13 protein-coding genes are annotated in these 16996 nt (G+C 73.1%); 6 read left to right on the top strand and 7 right to left on the bottom strand.

The window, feature by feature from the left end; all coding sequences use genetic code 11:
• The first annotated feature begins 108 nt into the window (after positions 1–108).
• Entirely contained in the window at positions 109–597 is a 489-nt protein-coding gene (locus tag AB0K65_RS06405; RefSeq protein WP_365714587.1) for a hypothetical protein, read from the top strand.
• A gap of 255 nt (positions 598–852) precedes the next feature.
• The gene (locus AB0K65_RS06400) at positions 853–1758 is read left to right on the top strand and encodes an oxygenase MpaB family protein (RefSeq protein ID WP_365714806.1); all 906 of its coding nucleotides are present in this window, start codon (positions 853–855) and stop codon (positions 1756–1758) included.
• On the opposite strand, the gene AB0K65_RS06395 is transcribed toward AB0K65_RS06400, so the two are convergent.
• The 7 genes from AB0K65_RS06395 to AB0K65_RS06365 form a co-directional block, all read right to left on the bottom strand.
• Positions 1730–3097, bottom strand: a complete 1368-nt coding sequence (locus AB0K65_RS06395) for a GH1 family beta-glucosidase (protein WP_365714586.1) — start codon at positions 3095–3097, stop codon at positions 1730–1732. The genes AB0K65_RS06400 and AB0K65_RS06395 overlap by 29 nt on opposite strands.
• Before the next feature lie 47 nt (positions 3098–3144).
• Entirely contained in the window at positions 3145–3981 is an 837-nt protein-coding gene (locus AB0K65_RS06390) for a carbohydrate ABC transporter permease (RefSeq protein WP_365714585.1), read from the bottom strand.
• Positions 3978–4949 (bottom strand): sugar ABC transporter permease, encoded by a 972-nt coding sequence (locus AB0K65_RS06385; protein WP_365714584.1) that lies wholly within the window; start codon positions 4947–4949, stop codon positions 3978–3980. The genes AB0K65_RS06390 and AB0K65_RS06385 overlap by 4 nt, the downstream gene beginning before the upstream one ends.
• A gap of 209 nt (positions 4950–5158) precedes the next feature.
• Positions 5159–6463, bottom strand: coding sequence for an extracellular solute-binding protein (locus tag AB0K65_RS06380; RefSeq protein ID WP_365714583.1), 1305 nt, complete (start codon positions 6461–6463; stop codon positions 5159–5161).
• Between the two features lie 209 nt (positions 6464–6672).
• The gene (locus tag AB0K65_RS06375) at positions 6673–7701 is read right to left on the bottom strand and encodes a LacI family DNA-binding transcriptional regulator (protein WP_365714582.1); all 1029 of its coding nucleotides are present in this window, start codon (positions 7699–7701) and stop codon (positions 6673–6675) included.
• A 220-nt stretch (positions 7702–7921) separates the two neighbouring features.
• Positions 7922–8899, bottom strand: a complete 978-nt coding sequence (locus AB0K65_RS06370) for a hypothetical protein (protein WP_365714581.1) — start codon at positions 8897–8899, stop codon at positions 7922–7924.
• Between the two features lie 144 nt (positions 8900–9043).
• Positions 9044–10570, bottom strand: coding sequence for a M1 family metallopeptidase (locus tag AB0K65_RS06365; RefSeq protein WP_365714580.1), 1527 nt, complete (start codon positions 10568–10570; stop codon positions 9044–9046).
• 202 nt (positions 10571–10772) lie between these two features.
• Here AB0K65_RS06365 and AB0K65_RS06360 point away from each other — a divergent pair, with 202 nt between their 5' ends.
• The 4 genes from AB0K65_RS06360 (at position 10773) to AB0K65_RS06345 (ending at position 16852) form a co-directional block, all read left to right on the top strand.
• A complete protein-coding gene (locus AB0K65_RS06360) occupies positions 10773–12767 on the top strand; it encodes a Xaa-Pro dipeptidyl-peptidase (protein WP_365714579.1) in 1995 nt (664 codons plus the stop codon).
• A 326-nt stretch (positions 12768–13093) separates the two neighbouring features.
• Complete coding sequence (locus tag AB0K65_RS06355; protein ID WP_365714805.1) at positions 13094–14482, top strand: M14 family metallopeptidase; 1389 nt, start codon at positions 13094–13096, stop codon at positions 14480–14482.
• Between the two features lie 279 nt (positions 14483–14761).
• Positions 14762–16465 (top strand): BCCT family transporter, encoded by a 1704-nt coding sequence (locus tag AB0K65_RS06350; RefSeq protein ID WP_365714578.1) that lies wholly within the window; start codon positions 14762–14764, stop codon positions 16463–16465.
• A 78-nt stretch (positions 16466–16543) separates the two neighbouring features.
• A complete protein-coding gene (locus AB0K65_RS06345; protein ID WP_365714577.1) occupies positions 16544–16852 on the top strand; it encodes a hypothetical protein in 309 nt (102 codons plus the stop codon).
• The last annotated feature ends 144 nt before the right edge of the window (positions 16853–16996 follow it).

Here is a 16996-nt window from a genome sequence, read left to right as displayed (position 1 = left end):
GCCATGCGGTGCCGGGAATCTTGCGCGGGCCGCACCAGCGCGCCAACTCTTCGGCGCTCGCACCTGTTCGCACGAAAAGTCGTTTTTGCGACGAGGTAGGATGCGCGCATGACCCTCGCGCAGAATTCGACGATCTTCAACATGGACCTCGGTCCGCTCAACCCCGTCACGGCGGAGCTCATCCTCGGCGTCGTGCTGTTCGCCCTCACCTTCCTCATCCTGGCGAAGGGCATCCTGCCGAAGATCAACCGCACCCTCGCCGAGCGCGAGGACGCGATCGGCGGCGGCACCGAGCGCGCCGACGACCTGCGCGCCGAGGCCGCCGGGATCCGTGAGCAGTACGAGGCGGAGCTCGCCGAGGCGCGTCACGAGGCCGCCCGCATCCGCTCCCGTGCCACCGAGGAGGGCGCGGCCGCCATCGCCGCCGCCCGCGCCGAGGGCATCGCCGAGCGCGACGCGATCCTCGCCGCCGGTGCCGAGCGCATCGCCGCCGAGCGCGCCGCCGCCGAGCGCGAGCTCACCAGCGACGTCGACGCCTGGGCCCGCGCGCTGGCCGGCCGCATCGTCGGCGAGCCGGTCGGCGCCGACCGCGTCTGACCCGCACCACGTCGTACGGGGCCGCGCCCCGGGCTCACGCCCGGGCGCGGCCCCGATCCATATGCGCCTTTTGCCTGCGAGGGCCGGAAAGGGCAGGCTGAGAGCGTGAGGAGGGCAAACGGCGTGACCGCACCGAAGGACCCCGCGCACCCCGCCGCCCCCGCGCCGGACACGGCGGGATCGCCGCGGCCAAGCGCGACGGGAGCGGCCGAGCACGGCGCCCCGACGGAGGCGGCGGACGGTCTCGCCGCGCCGGTGGCGGCGGCTTCAGGGCCCCCGGCGTCCGGGCCGGCGCCCAGGGCCGAGCCCGCACCGCCGCCCGTCGGGGGCGTGCTCTGGAGCGTGGCCGGGGACGTCCGCGCGCTGCTCATGCTGCCCGCGGCGCTCACCCTGCAGGTCGCCCACCCCGCCGTCGGCGCCGGAGTCGACGAACACTCCGTCTTCCGCACCGACCCCTGGGGCCGCGGCGAACGCTCGCTGCGCTCCGTGCAGCTGTGGGTCTACGGCGGCGAGGCCGCTGCCGAGGAAGGCCGCCGGCTGCGGCGGCTCCACCGGACCATCCAGGGCACCGACGCCCGGGGCCGCCGCTACCACGCGCTGACCCCCGCCTACTACGCCTGGGTCCACGCCACCGGCTTCCCCGTCTACCGCCACGGACTGAGCTACCTCGCCCGCCCGCTCACGCAGGCCCAGGAACGGCAGCTCTACGCCGAGTGGTTCCAGGTCGGCCGGATACTCGGCATCCGCGACCGGGACATGCCCCCGACGATCGAGGAGTTCTGGCCGTACTACCGCGCCGTGCTCCGCGACGAACTCGAAGCCACCGTGGTCGTCCGCGAACTGGTCGACCCCGGCGCGCCGGTGCCGCCGCCCGACCGGGGTCCCCTCCCGCTGCGACGGCTGCTCCGGCTGCTGTGGCCGGTGCTCCTGCCCCGCCTCGCCCGCTTCCGCCGCTTCGTCACGGTCGGCCTCATGCCGCCGGACGCCCGCGAGGCGATCGGGCTGGCCTGGAGCGACCGGCAGGAGAAGCGGCTGCGCCGCTTCTCCCTGGCCGTCCGCACCGTGGTGCCGCTCCTTCCCGAGCGGCTGCGCTACCTCCCCCTGGCGCGGGAGGCCCGGCGCCGGGCGCGGCTCAGCGCAGCAGCCCGCCGCGCGCGATGACCTGCGCGTACCAGCGGGCGCTGTCCTTCGGCGTACGGCGCTGGCTCGCGAAGTCCACGTACACGATCCCGAACCGCTTGCCGTAGCCGTACGCCCACTCGAAGTTGTCGAGCAGCGACCAGAGGAAGTAGCCGCGCACGTCGGCCCCGTCGGCGATCGCCCGGTGCGTGGCCGCGAGATGCGCGTCCAGATACGCCACCCGCTCCGGGTCGTGGACCTCGCCCTCCGGGTCGGCGTAGTCGTCGTACGCCGCCCCGTTCTCGGTGATCAGCAGGGGCACCCCCGGCAGCTCGTCCCGCAGCCGCACCAGCACCTCGTACAGCCCGTCCGCGTCCACCGGCCAGTCCATCGCCGTCCGCGGTCCCGGCGCCGGCAGGAACCGCACCCGCTCCGAGGCGCCGGGCCACGGCGAGGGGGTCTCCGAGGTGCCCGCGGCGACGACGGAGGGGGAGTAGTAGTTGACGCCGAGCGAGTCGATCGGCGTGGAGATCGTCTTCAGGTCGCCGTCCTGGACGAAGGACCAGTCCGTGAGGTGCGCGGTGTCGGCCACCAGGTCCTCCGGGAGCCGGCCGTGGAAGACGGGGTCGAGGAAGACGCGGTTGCCGACCGCGTCGATCCGGCGGACGGCGTCGCGGTCCTCCGGGGTGTCGGACAGCGCCCTGATCACATGGAGGTTGAGCGTCAGCGACACCTCGGACGAGGCCGGAAGCGCCTCGCGCAGGGCCTGGACGGCCAGACCGTGCGCCAGGTTGAGGTGGTGGGCGGCGCGCAGGGACGCCGCCTCGTCGGTCCGGCCGGGTGCGTGGACGCCGGAGCCGTACCCCAGGAACGCCGCGCACCAGGGCTCGTTGAGGGTGGTCCAGGTGGGGACCCGGTCGCCCAGCGCCTCGGCGGCGAGCGAGGCGTACTCCGCGAACCGTTCGGCGGTCGCGCGCTCCGGCCAGCCCCCGGCATCCTCCAGCTCCTGCGGCAGGTCCCAGTGGTACAGGGTGGCCACGGGCCGGATTCCCGCGTCGAGGAGCTCGTCGACCAGCGAGCGGTAGAAGTCCAGGCCCTTCTGGGCGGCCGGCCCGGACCCGGTCGGCTGGATCCGCGGCCAGGAGAGGGAGAAGCGGTAGTCGGTGATCCCCACCTCCTTCATCAGGGCGACGTCCTCGCGCACCCGGTGGTAGTGGTCCGCGGCGATGTCACCGGTGTCGCCGTTGCGCACCTTGCCCGGCGCCTTGCTGAAGGTGTCCCAGATGGACGGCGTGCGGCCGTCCTCGGCCGCCGCACCCTCGATCTGGTAGGCGGCGGTGGCCGAACCCCAGCGGAAACCGGCAGGGAAGAGAGCGTTCATGGGTGAGGAACTCCCGTGACGAGGAAGAGGGAAGGAGAGGAGGGGGGTCAGCCCTTGACCGCGCCCTGCATGATGCCGCCGACGATCTGCCGGCCCAGCAGGCCGAAGACGAGCAGCACGGGCAGGGTGCCGAGCAGCGTCCCCGCCATGATCACCGACTGGTCGTGGACGTATCCGCCGCCCAGCTGGCGCAGCGCGACCTGCACGGTCGGGTTCTGCGAGGACAGGGCCACGATCGGCCAGAAGAAGTCGTTCCAGGCGGCCATGAAGGTGAGCAGCCCGAGCACGGCCATGCCCGGCCGGGCGATCGGCACCACGATCGACCAGAAGATGCGGGCGGAGGAGGCGCCGTCGACGCGGGCCGCCTCGATGAGTTCGTCCGGCAGCGACTGCACCAGGAACTGGCGCATGAAGAAGACCCCGAAGGCCGAGACGAGGCCGGGCAGGATCACCGACTGGAGCTGGTTCACCCAGCCCAGCTCGGCGATGACCATGAAGAGCGGGATCACCCCCAGCTGCGGCGGGATCATCATCGTGCCGACCGTGACCGCCAGCAGCGCCCCCCGGCCGCGGAAGCGCAGCTTGGCGAAGGCGAAGCCGGCCAGGGTGCAGCACAGCACGGTGCCGACGGTGATCGAACCGGAGACGATCAGCGAGTTGAGGAGCGCCGTGCCGATGTCGGCCTCCTCCATCACCGCCTCGAAGTTGTGGAAGAGGTTCGATCCCGGCAGCAGGGTCGGCGGGACCTGGGCCAGATCGGCGTTGGACCGGCTGGCGGCGACGATGGTCCAGTAGAACGGGAACGCGGAGACGAGCACGGCGAGGATGAGGATCGCGTACGTGATCCTGCCGCCGTGACCCGTACGGGCGGGGCGCACGGTCATGCCCGGCCCTCCTCTCGACGTGAACGGCGCTGCGCGATCAGGGCGTTGGCCCCGACCAGGAGGAGGATGAGCAGGAACATCAGCCAGGCGATCGCGGCCGCCCGGCCCAGGTGGAAGAAGCCCCAGCCCTGCTCGTACAGGTACAGCCCGAGGGTCTGGTACTGGTGCGAGATGCCGCCGGAGACCGAGCCCTCGAAGAGCAGCGGCTCGCCGAAGAGCTGGGTCGCGCCGATCGTGGAGACGACGGTGGTGAAGACGATCGTGGGGCGCAGTCCGGGCAGGGTGACATGGAGGAACTGCCGCCACCGCGAGGCGCCGTCCATCTCCGCCGCCTCGTACAGCTCCGTGGGGATCGACTGCATGCCCGCGAGGTAGATCAGCGCGTTGTAACCGGTCCAGCGCCAGACGACGATCGACGAGACGGCGATCTGCGAGGCGAGGGTGCCGTTCTGCCAGTCGACCGGGCCGAATCCCACCAGGGAGAGGACGTAGTTGACCAGCCCGAAGTCGCGGCCGAACAGCTGGGCGAAGACCAGCGTGGCGGCGGCGACGGAGGTCGCGTAGGGCAGGAGCATGGCGGTACGGAAGAAGGTCCGGCCCCGCAGTTTGTAGTTGAGCAGGTGCGCCAGTCCGAGCGCCATGGCCAGCTGGGGGACGGTGGACAGGACCCCGATGGTGAACGTGTTGCGCAGCGCGGTCCAGAAGAACTCGTCGGTCAGCAGCGCCGTGTAGTTGCCGAGGCCTCGCCACTCCATGTCGCCGGGGGTCTGGAGTTCGACCCGGTAGAGCGACACGAAGGCGGTGTAGAGGAGCGGGAAGAGCCCGAAGGCCGCGAACAGGGTGAAGAACGGGGCGAGATAGGCGTACGGGACGAAGGCGGCCCACCGGCTGCGGCGGGTGCCGCCGGTGGACCGGGCCGGCGACGGCGGGAGGGGTGCCGTCGTCGGCCCGGAGGCGGTGAGGGTCACGGTGCGGCCCTTCGGTCGGTCGGGGAGGTGCGGAGGGGGCGGGGGCGGTGGCCGGCGACGAGGGCGCGGCGGGGCGGAGGCGCGGGCGGGGCGGAGGCGGGCCCGGTCCCGCCCCGCCCGCCTGCTCCCGGGGGGAAGCGGAGGCCGACGGGAGTTCACCCCGGACCGCCGGTCACTCCCCCCGGCGCCGGGGGGAGCAGGCCCGGGGCTCAGCCGGTGGCGTTCTCCACGCCCTTCCGCGCGTTCGACCACGCCTTGTCCGGGGAGACGCCCTTGCGCTCCACCTCGCTCAGCGCGTTGGTGATCTGGTCGGCGACGTTCTTGTCGTGGACGCCGAGGACCTGGACGGGCGCCGCCTTCGCCGCGTCCCCGAAGATCTGTCCGATCGGCGCGCCGGAGAAGTACGCGTCCGTCGCCGTGGCGACCTGGGCGATCGCGCCGGTCGAGGAGGGGAAGTTGCCCTGCTTCCGGAAGAGGGCCGCCTGCTGGGCCGGGGCGGTCAGCCACTGGATCAGCTCGTACGCCTCCTTCTTGTGCTTCGCCGCGCGGGGCACGCTGAGGTAGGACCCGCCCCAGTTCCCGGCGCCGCCGGGCAGCTTGGCGATGTCCCACTTGCCCTTGCCCGCGTCGCCGGCCTGGCCCTTGATGTAGCCGAGCATCCAGGCGGGGCAGGGAAGGGTGGCGAAGGAGCCGGCGGAGAACGCCTGGTTCCACTGCGGCGACCACTGGTCGAGCTTGGCGCTCAGGCCGGCCTCGGCCGCGTCCGTCGAGGTCTTCCAGGCGTGCTGCAGGGCCGGGTTCTCGGCGTAGATCAGTTTGCCCGAGGCGTCGTAGTAGCGCTCCTTCTCCTGTCCGATCATCACGGTGTAGAGGCTGCCGACGCTGTCCATCCAGGCGCTCTTGCCGGGGGCCTTGGCCTGGTACTGCCTGCCCAGCGCCAGGTAGCCCTCCCAGGTGGACCACTTCTGTGCCAGCTCGGTGCGGTCCGTCGGCAGTCCGGCCTGCTTGAAGAGGTCCGTGCGGTAGCACATGGCCTCGGGGCCGACGTCGGTGCCGAGGCCGAGGACCTTGCCGTCCTTCGTGGTCGCGGCGGACCAGGTGGCGGGGGCGAACTCGCCGGCGAGCCTGTCGGCGCCGTACTTCGTCAGGTCCTCGAACTTGTCCGCCTGCTGCTGGGTGACGGAGGCGATCCGGCCGACCTCGATGCCCTGGACGTCGGCGAGCCCGCCGCCGCCGGCCAGCCGGGTCTGCAGCGACTTCCAGTAGTCCTGCTCGTCCTCGGTGTCGGTCTGCTTGATCGTGACGTTCGGGTGGAGCTTCTCGTACGCGGCGTACAGCCCGGCCTCCTTGTAGCCGAACGAGCCGAAGAGGTCGACGGTGATCGTGACCTTTCCGCCCGCGCTGTCGGAGGCGCCGTCGGATCCACCGGATCCACAGGCGGCGAGGAGAGCCCCGGCGAGGGCGACCGCGCCGAGTCGGACGGCGGTTCTCCTGGCGGCTCGGGCAGTGGGCATGGAAGCCTCCCTTGGCTTCGGGGTCCGTCGAGAGACGCTCGGGAACGTTGGGGGCCACGTTTTGAGAGCGCTCTCAGGAATGCGTCAGGAGCGTGCCTCCCCGGTGCGCTTCCCGTCAAGAGCCGAACGCGAAACAGTTGGGGGGCGGGCGGCCGGTCACCGTGGGGGAGTGCCCCGCCCGGCGGGCCGCCCGGCGGCCCCCGGTACGCTCACGCGGAGGCGCGCAGGACCAGCTCGGTCGGGGTGATCACCGGCTCGGCGCCCTCGCCGTCCAGGGTCCTCATCAGCAGGCGCACCATCAGCCGCCCCATCCCCTCGACGTCCTGATGGACCGTCGACAACGGCGGGTCGGTCGCCTCCGCCACCTGGCGCATGTCGTCGAAGCCGACGAGCGCGACGTCCTCGGGCACGCGGCGGCCCCGCTCGCGCAGCACCCGCAGCGCCCCCGACGCCATCAGGTCGTTGGCCACGAACACGGCGTCCAGACCGGGCCGCCGCCGCAGCAGCGCGGCCATCGCCCGCGCCCCGCTCTCCTCGGTGAACGCTCCCTCCTCCACCAGGGCGGGATCGGCGTCGGGCAGCTCGTCCCGGTACCCGTCGAGACGGTCGAGCGCGGACGTCTGGTCGCCGGGGCCCGTGATGTGCGCGATGGTCCGGCGTCCGAGGGTGCGGCGCAGATGGCGGACGGCGGCCCGGGCTCCGCCCCGGTTGTCGCAGTCGACGTAGGCGACCGCCGGCTCGCCCGCGGGGCCCGTCCAGCCCGGGCGCCCGCCGAACACCGTCGGAACCTGGACGCGCCGCACGATCGCGGGCAGTTCGTCGTCGTTGTGCAGCGAGAAGGCGAGGGCGCCGTCGACATGGCCGCCGCCGAGGTACCGCGCGATCCGTTCGTGGTCGCCGGGTCCCTCCACCCAGAGCAGGACCAGCTGGGCGTCGTGCGCGGTCAGCTCACGGCTGATGCCCCGGATCTGCTGTTCGAAGAACGGGTCCGAGAAGATCCGGAACTCGGGCTCGGCGATGATCACGGCGACCGCCCCGTTGCGCCGCGTCACGAGGGTCCTGGCCGCGTGGTTGGGGATGTAGCCCAGCTCCTCGACGGCCTTGCGCACCTTCTCCACCAGCACCTCGCGGACCCCGGCCCCGCCGTTGACGACACGGGACACCGTCGCCCGGGACACTCCGGCGCGTTCGGCGACGGCTTCCAGGGTGGGGCGCGCCCCGGAGGTCGGTTCGCTCAAGGGTGGCTCCTCACGGGCGTGACCACGGGGGACGACGGTGTACGACGCGGTGCGACGGTGCTGACAGGGACGAGGGTAACGGGTGGCCGGCGCGCGGGGGCCGGCCGGTGAAAGCGCTCTCAGCTGCCGCTCACCCGGCAGGGCCGCTCGCTGCCCGTCCGAGGGCCGGCCCCCGGTGCGCTCCGTCCCGCCGGTTCCCTCGCCCCTCGGCAGGGCGCCCTCAGCCGCGCCGCAGCACGTCCACGCTCGGCAGCGACCGGTGTCGGTGGTGGGCCTCGGCGATCCCCGCGAGTGCGGGGCGGTCCAGTGCCCGGTAGGCGAGGGCCAGCAGCTCACCCGCGTAGTCCTCCCGCTCACGGTTGCCGTACGAGGCCTGGTGCAGATCCCGGCCGAGCACCAGCGCCTCGGCGGGGTCCCCGGCGGCGGCGCGCCGCAGGGCCTCCTCCCGGGCGTTCCGGAGCGCCACGGGGTCGTCGAACAGCTGCTCCACGAACGTGGCGAAGCGGTAGGCGTCGGCGGCGTTGTGCGGCGGGCGGTCCAGTGCGGTCTTCCCGGAGACCAGGGCGCCCGCACCGTCCAGGGTCGTGATGCGGCGGGGGTCCACGGCGGGTACGTGGCCGTCGTACGCCTGCGCGTAGGCCGCCCCCGTCTCCGTGCGCTCCGCCGTCTCGAATTCCGTGAGCAGGCCGCGCAGCGCCCCGAGGCCGGCGAGCCGGGCCTTCTCCTCCTCGTCGCCGTCGGCCGCGTACTCCGCCAGGTCGCGCTGCGCCGCCTCGACCCGTGCCCGGACGGCCTCCAGCGGGGTGCGGTGACGGAGGTCGATGCCCTCGCCGTCGTCGTTGCGGTACGAGCCGACGCCCGTGCAGGTGCGCCCGTCATCGGACCAGAGACCGAAGTGCAGCCCGTCGGATCCGCCGTGCAGGAACGTCAGGAACTCCGGCGGATCACGGTAGTAGCGGCCGTGCGTCCGGAGGTCGAGACCGTCCCGCGGCACGGCGCCGGGGTCGGCGAAGAGATCCGTCACGCCACAGGGCGCGAGGTCCAGGTCCCGTAGCGCCCGCCGCTCGACGGGGCCGAGCGCGGCCAGGAAGTCCAGGAAACGGAAGTAGGAGACAGGCAGTTCGAGTCCCCACGCGGCACCGATCCGCCGCGCGACGGCCTCGCGTACCGCCGGATCGCCGTACCCCTCCACGCCCATGGCCGGTTCCCTCCACTCGCCGTCCGTACCACCGGTGACACTAACCGGAGGGCGGGGGGGAAGCGGACGCGGGCCCGGCGGGGCGGGGGCAGGCGCGCCCCTGCCCCGCCCCCGGAGGGACGGGACAGGGGCGCGGGACCGTGATCAGTGCGCGTCGTGCGCCTCGTGCTCGTGGATCGTGTTCGTCTCCGCGATCTTCTTCCAGGACTTCGGCGGCACCGGCTTCGCGGCCGGAGCGGTGGCCGCCGTCCGCGCCGAGAGCCCGGCGCGCGCGGCCGCCGGCGCGGCCGGCTTGACCGGCTGGTAGAGCCAGGTGTCGAAGAGCCCGGCCAGGGGCTTGCCCGAGATCCGCTCGGCGTACCGTACGAAGTCGCCGACCTCGGCGTTGCCGTACGCGAACTCCGTGGGCCAGCCCTTGAGCAGGGCGAAGAAGTCCTCGTCGCCGATCTCGTTGCGCAGCGCCTGGAGCGCCAGCGCGCCCCGGTCGTAGACGGCGATGTGGAACTGGTTGTCCGGACCGGGGTCACCCGGCTTCACCGTCCAGAACGGGTCGTCGGCCGCGCGGGCGGCGTACACGTAGTCGGCCAGCTCCTGGGCGGTGCCCTCGCCCTCCTTCTCGGACCACAGCCACTGGCTGTAGCGGGCGAAGCCCTCGTTGACCCAGATGTCCTTCCAGCGGTCGACCGAGACGCTGTCGCCGTACCACTGGTGCGCCAGCTCGTGCACGACCACCGAGACGTTCGCCCCGTTGGCGAACTGGCGCGGGCTGTAGAACGGCCGGGTCTGGGTCTCCAGCGCGTACCCGCTCGTCACGTTCGGGACGTATCCGCCGAGCGCGTTGAAGGGGTACGGTCCGAAGACCTCCTCCAGCCACTCCGCGACCTCGGTCGTCCGCTCGACGCTCGCGCGCGCCGCGCCCGCGTTGTCGCCGAGGTCCCGGCTGTACGCGTTGAGGACGGGCAGTCCGTTCGCGGTCTTGTCGGTCGTGATGTCGAACTTCCCGACGGCGAGCGTGGCCAGATAGGTCGCCTGGGGCTTGTTCGCGCGCCAGTTGTAGCGGGTCCACCCGAGCCGTGACGACTGCGACTGGAGCACGCCGTTGCTGATGGCCTGGGTGCCGTCCGGCACGGAGACCGAGACGTCGAAGGTGGCCTTGTCCCGCGGGTGGTCGTTGGAGGGGAACCACCACGCGGCCGAGTCCGGTTCCTGGGCCGCGACGCCCCCGTCGGGGGTGCGGTGCCAGGCCGTCCAGCCGCCTATCCGCACCTCGGAGGGCTTGCCGGCGTAGCGCACCACGACCGAGACGGAACGGTTCTTCTCCAGCGGGGCGGCCGGGGTGATCTCCAGCTCCTGCTCGCCCGAGGTGGTGAAACGCGCCTTCTTGCCGTTCACCCGCACCTCGCTGACCTTCAGTCCGAGGTCGAGGTTGAAGCGGGACAGGTTCTGCGTCGTCGTGGCGAGGATCGTCGCCGTGCCCTCCAGGAGGTCGGTGGCGGGCTGGTAGGTCAGCCGCAGGTCGTAGTGGGAGACGTCGTAACCGCCGTTGCCACTGGCCGGGTAGTAGGGATCGCCGATGCCCGGGGCGCCCGGAACGAAGTCGGCGGCCGATGCCGGGATCGCCAGCAGGAGAGAGGCCGCGAGAGCGCTCGGAACGATGATTCTGCGGTGCACAGGAGGGCTCCAAGTCGTAAGAGACGTAAGACGTGCGGGTAGCCGTCGGTCCTTATCGACACTATTCAGGCCCGTCGACGGTCGTCATGTCCATGGGCCCTCCTGTCACACGATCGCCATTCGGCCGACATGAAGCATCCGCACCGCCCGCCTCCCGACGGCACTCTTTTGCTCGGGAGTTGACGACGGTACGTTCCGCCCCATGCCGATACGTGTGCGGACAACCCGCAGAGCCCGTCTGTCGTGCAGAACCCTCGTGACGGCCGCCACGGCCGCCCTGATGGCCGCGCTCCTCACCCCCGCCGGAGCCCAAGCGACGCCCGGTGTACGGGAGTCGGCGCCGGTCCACTCGTACGCCGACGCCGTCCGGGAGTCCGTCTGGGTGGACACCGGCCTCGACGGCGACGGGGACGGCCGCTCCGACCGGGTCGCGGCCGACATCGTCCGGCCCCGGGAGCCCGCCGCGGCAGGCCGGAGGATCCCGGTCATCATGGACGCCAGCCCTTACTACGCCTGCTGCGGCCGGGGCAACGAAGGCCAGAAGAAGACCTACGACGCCGACGGCGACCCCGTCGCGTTCCCGCTCTTCTACGACAACTACTTCGTCCCGCGCGGCTACGCCTTCGTCGCCGTCGACCTCGCCGGCACCAGCCGTTCCGACGGCTGCGACGACGTCGGAGGCCGGTCCGACGTCCAGTCCGCCAAGGCCGTCGTCGACTGGCTGAACGGCCGCGCCGCCGGCTACACCACCCGTACCGGCGACACCCGCGCCCTGGCCACCACCTGGTCCACCGGCCGGGTCGGCATGATCGGCAAGAGCTGGGACGGCACCATCGCCAACGGGGTCGCCGCCACCGGCGTCGAGGGCCTGAAGACCATCGTGCCGATCGGCGCGATCTCGTCCTGGTACGACTACTTCCACTCCCAGGGCGCCCCGCTCTACAACGCCAACCCGAGCTGGCTCTCCGACTACGTCGCCTCCCCCGAGGCGAAGGAACGTTGCGGCGCCGTCCAGCAGCGGATCGCGGCGGCCACCCCCTACAGCGGGGACTGGACCCCGGCCTGGACCGAGCGCGACCACGTCCGGAGCGCCGCCCGGGTGAAGGCCAGTGTCTTCGTCGTGCACGGGCAGCAGGACCTGAACGTCCGCGCCCGGCAGTTCGGGCGGTGGTGGGACGCCCTCGCCGCCCGGGGCGTGGAGCGCAAGATCTGGCTCTCGCAGACCGGCCACGTCGACCCCTTCGACTTCCGCCGCGCCGACTGGGTCCGCACCCTGCACCGCTGGTTCGACCACTACCTCCTCGGCCACGACAACGGCATCGACCGCGAGCCGATGGCGGACATCGAGCGCGCCCCGGACCGCTGGACCACCGACCGTGTCTGGCCGCCGCGCACCACCGCGCCCACCACCCTGCGCCCGGGCACGGGCGCCGCACCCGGGGTCGGCACCCTCGGCCTGCTCCCCGAGGCGCCCGGCGCCACCGAGACCTTCACCGACGACCCGAGCCTCGGGGAGGACGACTGGGCCGCGCGGATCGACAGCCCGACCCCCGCCAAGGCCGGGTTCGTCACCCGCCCGCTCGACCGCGGACTCCGGATCGCCGGATCCTCGAAGGTGACGGTCACGGCCACGCCCACCACCGGGACGGCGCACCTGACCGCCGTACTCGTCGACATCGGACCGGACACCATCCGGGACTACGCGGCGGCCGGCGAAGGCATCACCACGCTCACCGCACGCACCTGCTGGGGCGCGAGCACGAGCGGCGACAGCGCCTGCTACAAGGAGACCCGGGCCCGTACGGCGGACGTCGGCCACACGGTCGTCAGCCGCGGCTGGGCGGACCTGGGGACCTGGGCCGACCCGCGCAAGGGCCGTCCGCTGACCCCGGGCAGGGCCTACACGATCACCCTGGACCTGGCGGCGACCGACCATGTCGTCCCGGCCGGTCACCGGCTCGCCCTGATCGTCGGGGGCACCGACAGGGACCTCCTCGACCCGCCGTCGACCACACCGACCCTCACCCTCGACCTCGCGCGCACCTCGGCGAAGCTCCCGCTGGTCGGCGGCGCCCCCGCCTTCGTCCGGGCCACGTCCGGGCCACGGGAGGCCCCTCCGGCACCGGCCGAGCCGACGCCGAAGGGGCTGACCGCCCCGCAGCGCTCCGGCCACCCGATCCCGGGCGGCCTGCGATGAGCGGCCCGCCGACGGGCCCTTCGCCGGGCCCCGGGCCGAGGCGGGATCCCTCGGCGGACCCCGGGCGGGAGTTGCGCCCGCTGATGAGCGACACGTCGACGCCCGGCCCGTCGACGGGCCTTGGGGCGACACCCCGCCCCGCCACGGGCCCCAGGCCGAGGTTGCGCCTTCGGACGGGCCGCACGCCGACGCCCCACCCCTCCAGGGACCCCGGGCCGACACCCGGCCCCTCGACCGGCCGCGGCCCGGCGGTCCGCACCCCGCACGGGCGGGCGCGCGGTGCCGTGCGGCGCACGCTCGCGCTCGCGGCCGGCGCCGCCGCCCTCGTGCTCCCGCTCGTCACGGTCCCCGCCGAGGCCGCCGGTTCCGCGGCGCCGGCGACGCCCCCGCGGACCGGCTTCGAGGCGAGCCGGGGCGCACGCTGGACGACGGAGGCCGAGGAACGCGCCTTCCTGGCGGCCGTCGACCGCTCCGGCGACCGCGTGTCCGTCCGCTCCGTCGGCGTGACGAAGCAGGGCCGCCCGATCCGCCTGGTCACGCTCGGCGCGGGCGCGCGGGGCGACGTCCCCGCCGGGGCCGGCGCCGACGCGACCGGCGGCGCTCCCGGCGAAGCCACCGGCAAGGCTCGCGCCGACGCGACCTCCGGTGCTCCCGCCGACGCGACCGGCAGCGCTCCCGCCCGTGTGACCAGCCGGCCCGCGTCCGTCACCGTGCTGCTCATCTGCAGCCAGCACGGTGACGAGCCGTCGGGCCGCGAGGCGTGCCTGACCACGGTCCGGGACCTGGCGTACGCGCGCGACCCCGCGACCCTCCGCTTCCTCTCCCGCACCACCGTCCTCGTCGTCCCGACGGCCAACCCCGACGGCCGGGAGGCCGGCACCCGGGGCAACGCCGACGGCGTCGACGTCAACCGCGACCACATCGCCCTCACGGCCGCCGAGGGGCGCGCGCTCGCCGCCGTGATCCGTGACCGGCGCCCGGAGGTGGTGTACGACCTGCACGAGTACGGCGGCACCTCGCCGTACTACGACAAGGACCTGCTCGCGCTCTGGCCCCGCAACCCCAACACCGCCGTCCGGGTCCACGACGAGGCCCACACCCTGTCGGAGTCCTACGTCCGGCCTGCCGCCGGCGCGGCCGGTTTCGGCACCGGGGTGTACGGCATCTGGACCGACCCGCTGACGGGGCGTCCCATCAAGCAGGTGGCGGGCGACGGACAGGAGCGCATCCTGCGCAACACCGCCGGCGTCAAGCACTCCGTCGGCCTGCTCGTCGAGACCCGGGTGGAGGCCCTGAGCGCGGCGGAGAAGGACGACCACGCCCTGAACCAGCGGCGTAGGGTGACCACGCAACTCGTCGCGCTCAAGGGCGCCTTCGCCTACGTCGACGAGCGGCGCGGACCTCTCGTCGCGGCCACGGCGGCCGCCCGGCGGGCCGGCTTCGCCGACCGGGGTCCCGTCCTGCTGGGCGGCGCGGACAACGACCCTCCGGAGCCCGGCGAGATCCTGGCCGACCCGCCCTGCGGCTACCGGCTCGACGGAGCGCAGTACGCCGAGTTCGGCGACGAGCTAGCCCTGCACGGGATCACCCTCCGCCGGAGCGGGGACGGGTGGTTCGTTCCCTTGCGCCAGGCGCAGCGCGCCCTCGTCCCCCTGCTCCTCGACGGCCGCGCGACCTACCGGCTGACCGACGGACGACCCGTGGAGGTCTGTTGATCCGCTGACTTCGGTCCGACCTGTGGTACTGCGTTACGGAGACAGTGAGTTTGCCCCGTCATGGTGCGAAAGGTGTCATCTGTGTCGCAGGAAGACCCGCCCCCGGGCGGACGTGGAGGAGACGCCGACCGGGAAGGCCGGGACGGGCAGGAGAGCCGGAGGGGCCGGGGCGGCCCCTCCGGCCGGGACGGCGGAGCGGGCGGGGAGACCGGGGCCGGCCGGGAGGGCGGCCGCCGGGGCCGTAAGGACGGAGCGGCCGGGGAGGGCCCGGCCGGCCGGATGGCCAAGAGCGTCAAGGGGGGCCGGGAGTGGCTGCCGGTGACGGCCGACCTTCCCGGCCACCCCGAGCGGCTCCACGCCGCGCGCACCGACCGGATCGTCTTCGGTGTCACGGCCGTCCTCACCCTGGCCTTCGTCATCTGGGGCTCCACGGCCACCGAGAGTCTGGAGAGCGCGTCCAGCAGCCTCCTGGACGGGCTGATCCGCAACGGCGGCTGGGCGTTCATGCTGGCGGCCTCGGGCTTCGTCGTCTTCGCGCTGTGGCTGGCGATCAGCCGCTACGGCCGGATCACCCTCGGCCAGGAGAGCGAGGGCCCGGAGTTCCGGACCGTCTCCTGGATCGCCATGATGTTCAGCGCCGGCATGGGCATCGGCCTGATGTTCTACGGCGTCAGCGAGCCGCTCGCGCACTACGGCACCCCACCGCCCGGCACCCGTCCCGCCGACGCGGCGGAGCGGATGGAGATCGCGATGGCCACCACCCTCTTCCACTGGACGCTGCATCCCTGGGCGATCTACGCCGTCGTGGGGCTGGCCATCGCGTACTCCACCTTCCGGCGCCGCCGGCGGCAGACCATCAGCGCCGTCTTCGTCCCGCTGATGGGGGAGCGACGGGCGTACGGCGGCCCCGGCCGGGTCATCGACATCCTGGCGATCTTCGCCACGCTCTTCGGCTCGGCCGCCTCGCTGGGCCTGGGCGCGCTCCAGATCGGCAGCGGGTTCGAGGAGCTGGGCTGGATGGCCGAGACCGGCACCGGGCTGCTGGTCGGCATCATCGCCGTGCTCACCCTGGCCTTCGTGCTCTCCGCCGTGTCCGGGGTCGAGAAGGGCATCCAGTGGCTCTCCAACACCAACATGGTGCTCGCGCTGGTGCTGGCCCTCTTCGTCTTCATCGCGGGCCCCACCATCATCGTCCTCGACCTGCTGCCCACCTCCATCGCCGCCTACCTCGGCGACCTGCCCCAGCTGGCCGGCCGCACGGAGGCGACCAGCGGCGAGGACATCCACGCCTGGCTCGGCAGCTGGACGGTCTTCTACTGGGCCTGGTGGATCTCCTGGACGCCGTTCGTCGGCATGTTCATCGCCCGGATCAGCCGGGGCCGCACGATCCGGCAGTTCGTCGGCGGCGTCATCCTCGTGCCGAGCGCCGTCAGTCTGGTCTGGTTCGCGATCTTCGGCGGTACGGCGATGAGGCTCGACGAGCAGGGCCGGCTGGCGGGGGAGACCACGCCCGAGGGCCAGCTCTTCGGCCTGCTCCAGGAGTTCCCCCTCACCGGGACGACGAGCCTTCTCGTGATGATCCTCGTCGGGATCTTCTTCGTCTCCGGCGCGGACGCGGCCTCGATCGTCATGGGCACGCTGTCCCAGCGCGGTGCCTTCGAACCCACCCGGCCGGTCGTCGTGTTCTGGGGTGTGGTCACCGGAGCGGTCGCCGCGATCATGCTCCTCATCGGTGACGGCCAGGGCGACGCGCTCGCTGGCCTGCAGAACCTCACCATCCTGGTGGCAGCCCCCTTCGTGCTCGTGATGCTCGGCATGTGCCTGGCGCTCATGAGGGACCTGCGCGAGGACCCGCTGATCGTCCGGGGCGAAGTGGGCGTGGAGGTCGTGGAATCCGCCGTGATCGCGGGCCACGAGCAGTACGACGGCGACTTCGAACTGCGCATCGGGCCGGGGGCGGGCACGCCGGACGAGCGTCCTTGATCATTTCGACTAGGGTTACCGGTCGGTAGTAGATCTTACCCGAACGGGTCCCCACGGCCCGGAAGTTGGAGAACCCCCATGACGTACGCGACGCCGCCGCGCCGCACCCTGACCGCCCTGACCATGACGACGCTGCTCGCCGGCGGCCTGCTGCTCGGCCAGACCGCGGCGGCCCCGGACGCCTCGGCGGCAGGCGGCAAGAAGGTCGTCTGCGAGGTCGACAAGATGCGTCAGCAGTCGCACTCCCTGCGCGCCAGGGCGGCCAGGCTCCAGCGGCTCGGCGCCACGGCCGAGGCCCGCAAGGCGCGCGCCCAGGCCGACGCCCTCGACCGCCGCGTCCGTGCCTGCGTCGACGCGGACGGCAACGCCCCGAAGCCCTGGAACTGACCCCGCCTCACTGCCCAGGCCCTCGCCCCCTCAGGGGGCGGGGGCCTGACGCCTGCCGGTTCCTCGTACGGCCCCGGCACGTCCTCGGGCGCCAGCGGGCGCAGTCCGGGGACCTGGCGCGCCCACACCCCGAGCCGCTCCGGC

The organism is Streptomyces sp. NPDC053755 (assembly GCF_040677675.1).
GTDB lineage: Bacteria > Actinomycetota > Actinomycetes > Streptomycetales > Streptomycetaceae > Streptomyces.
This window is presented reverse-complemented; position numbering and strand designations above follow the sequence as displayed.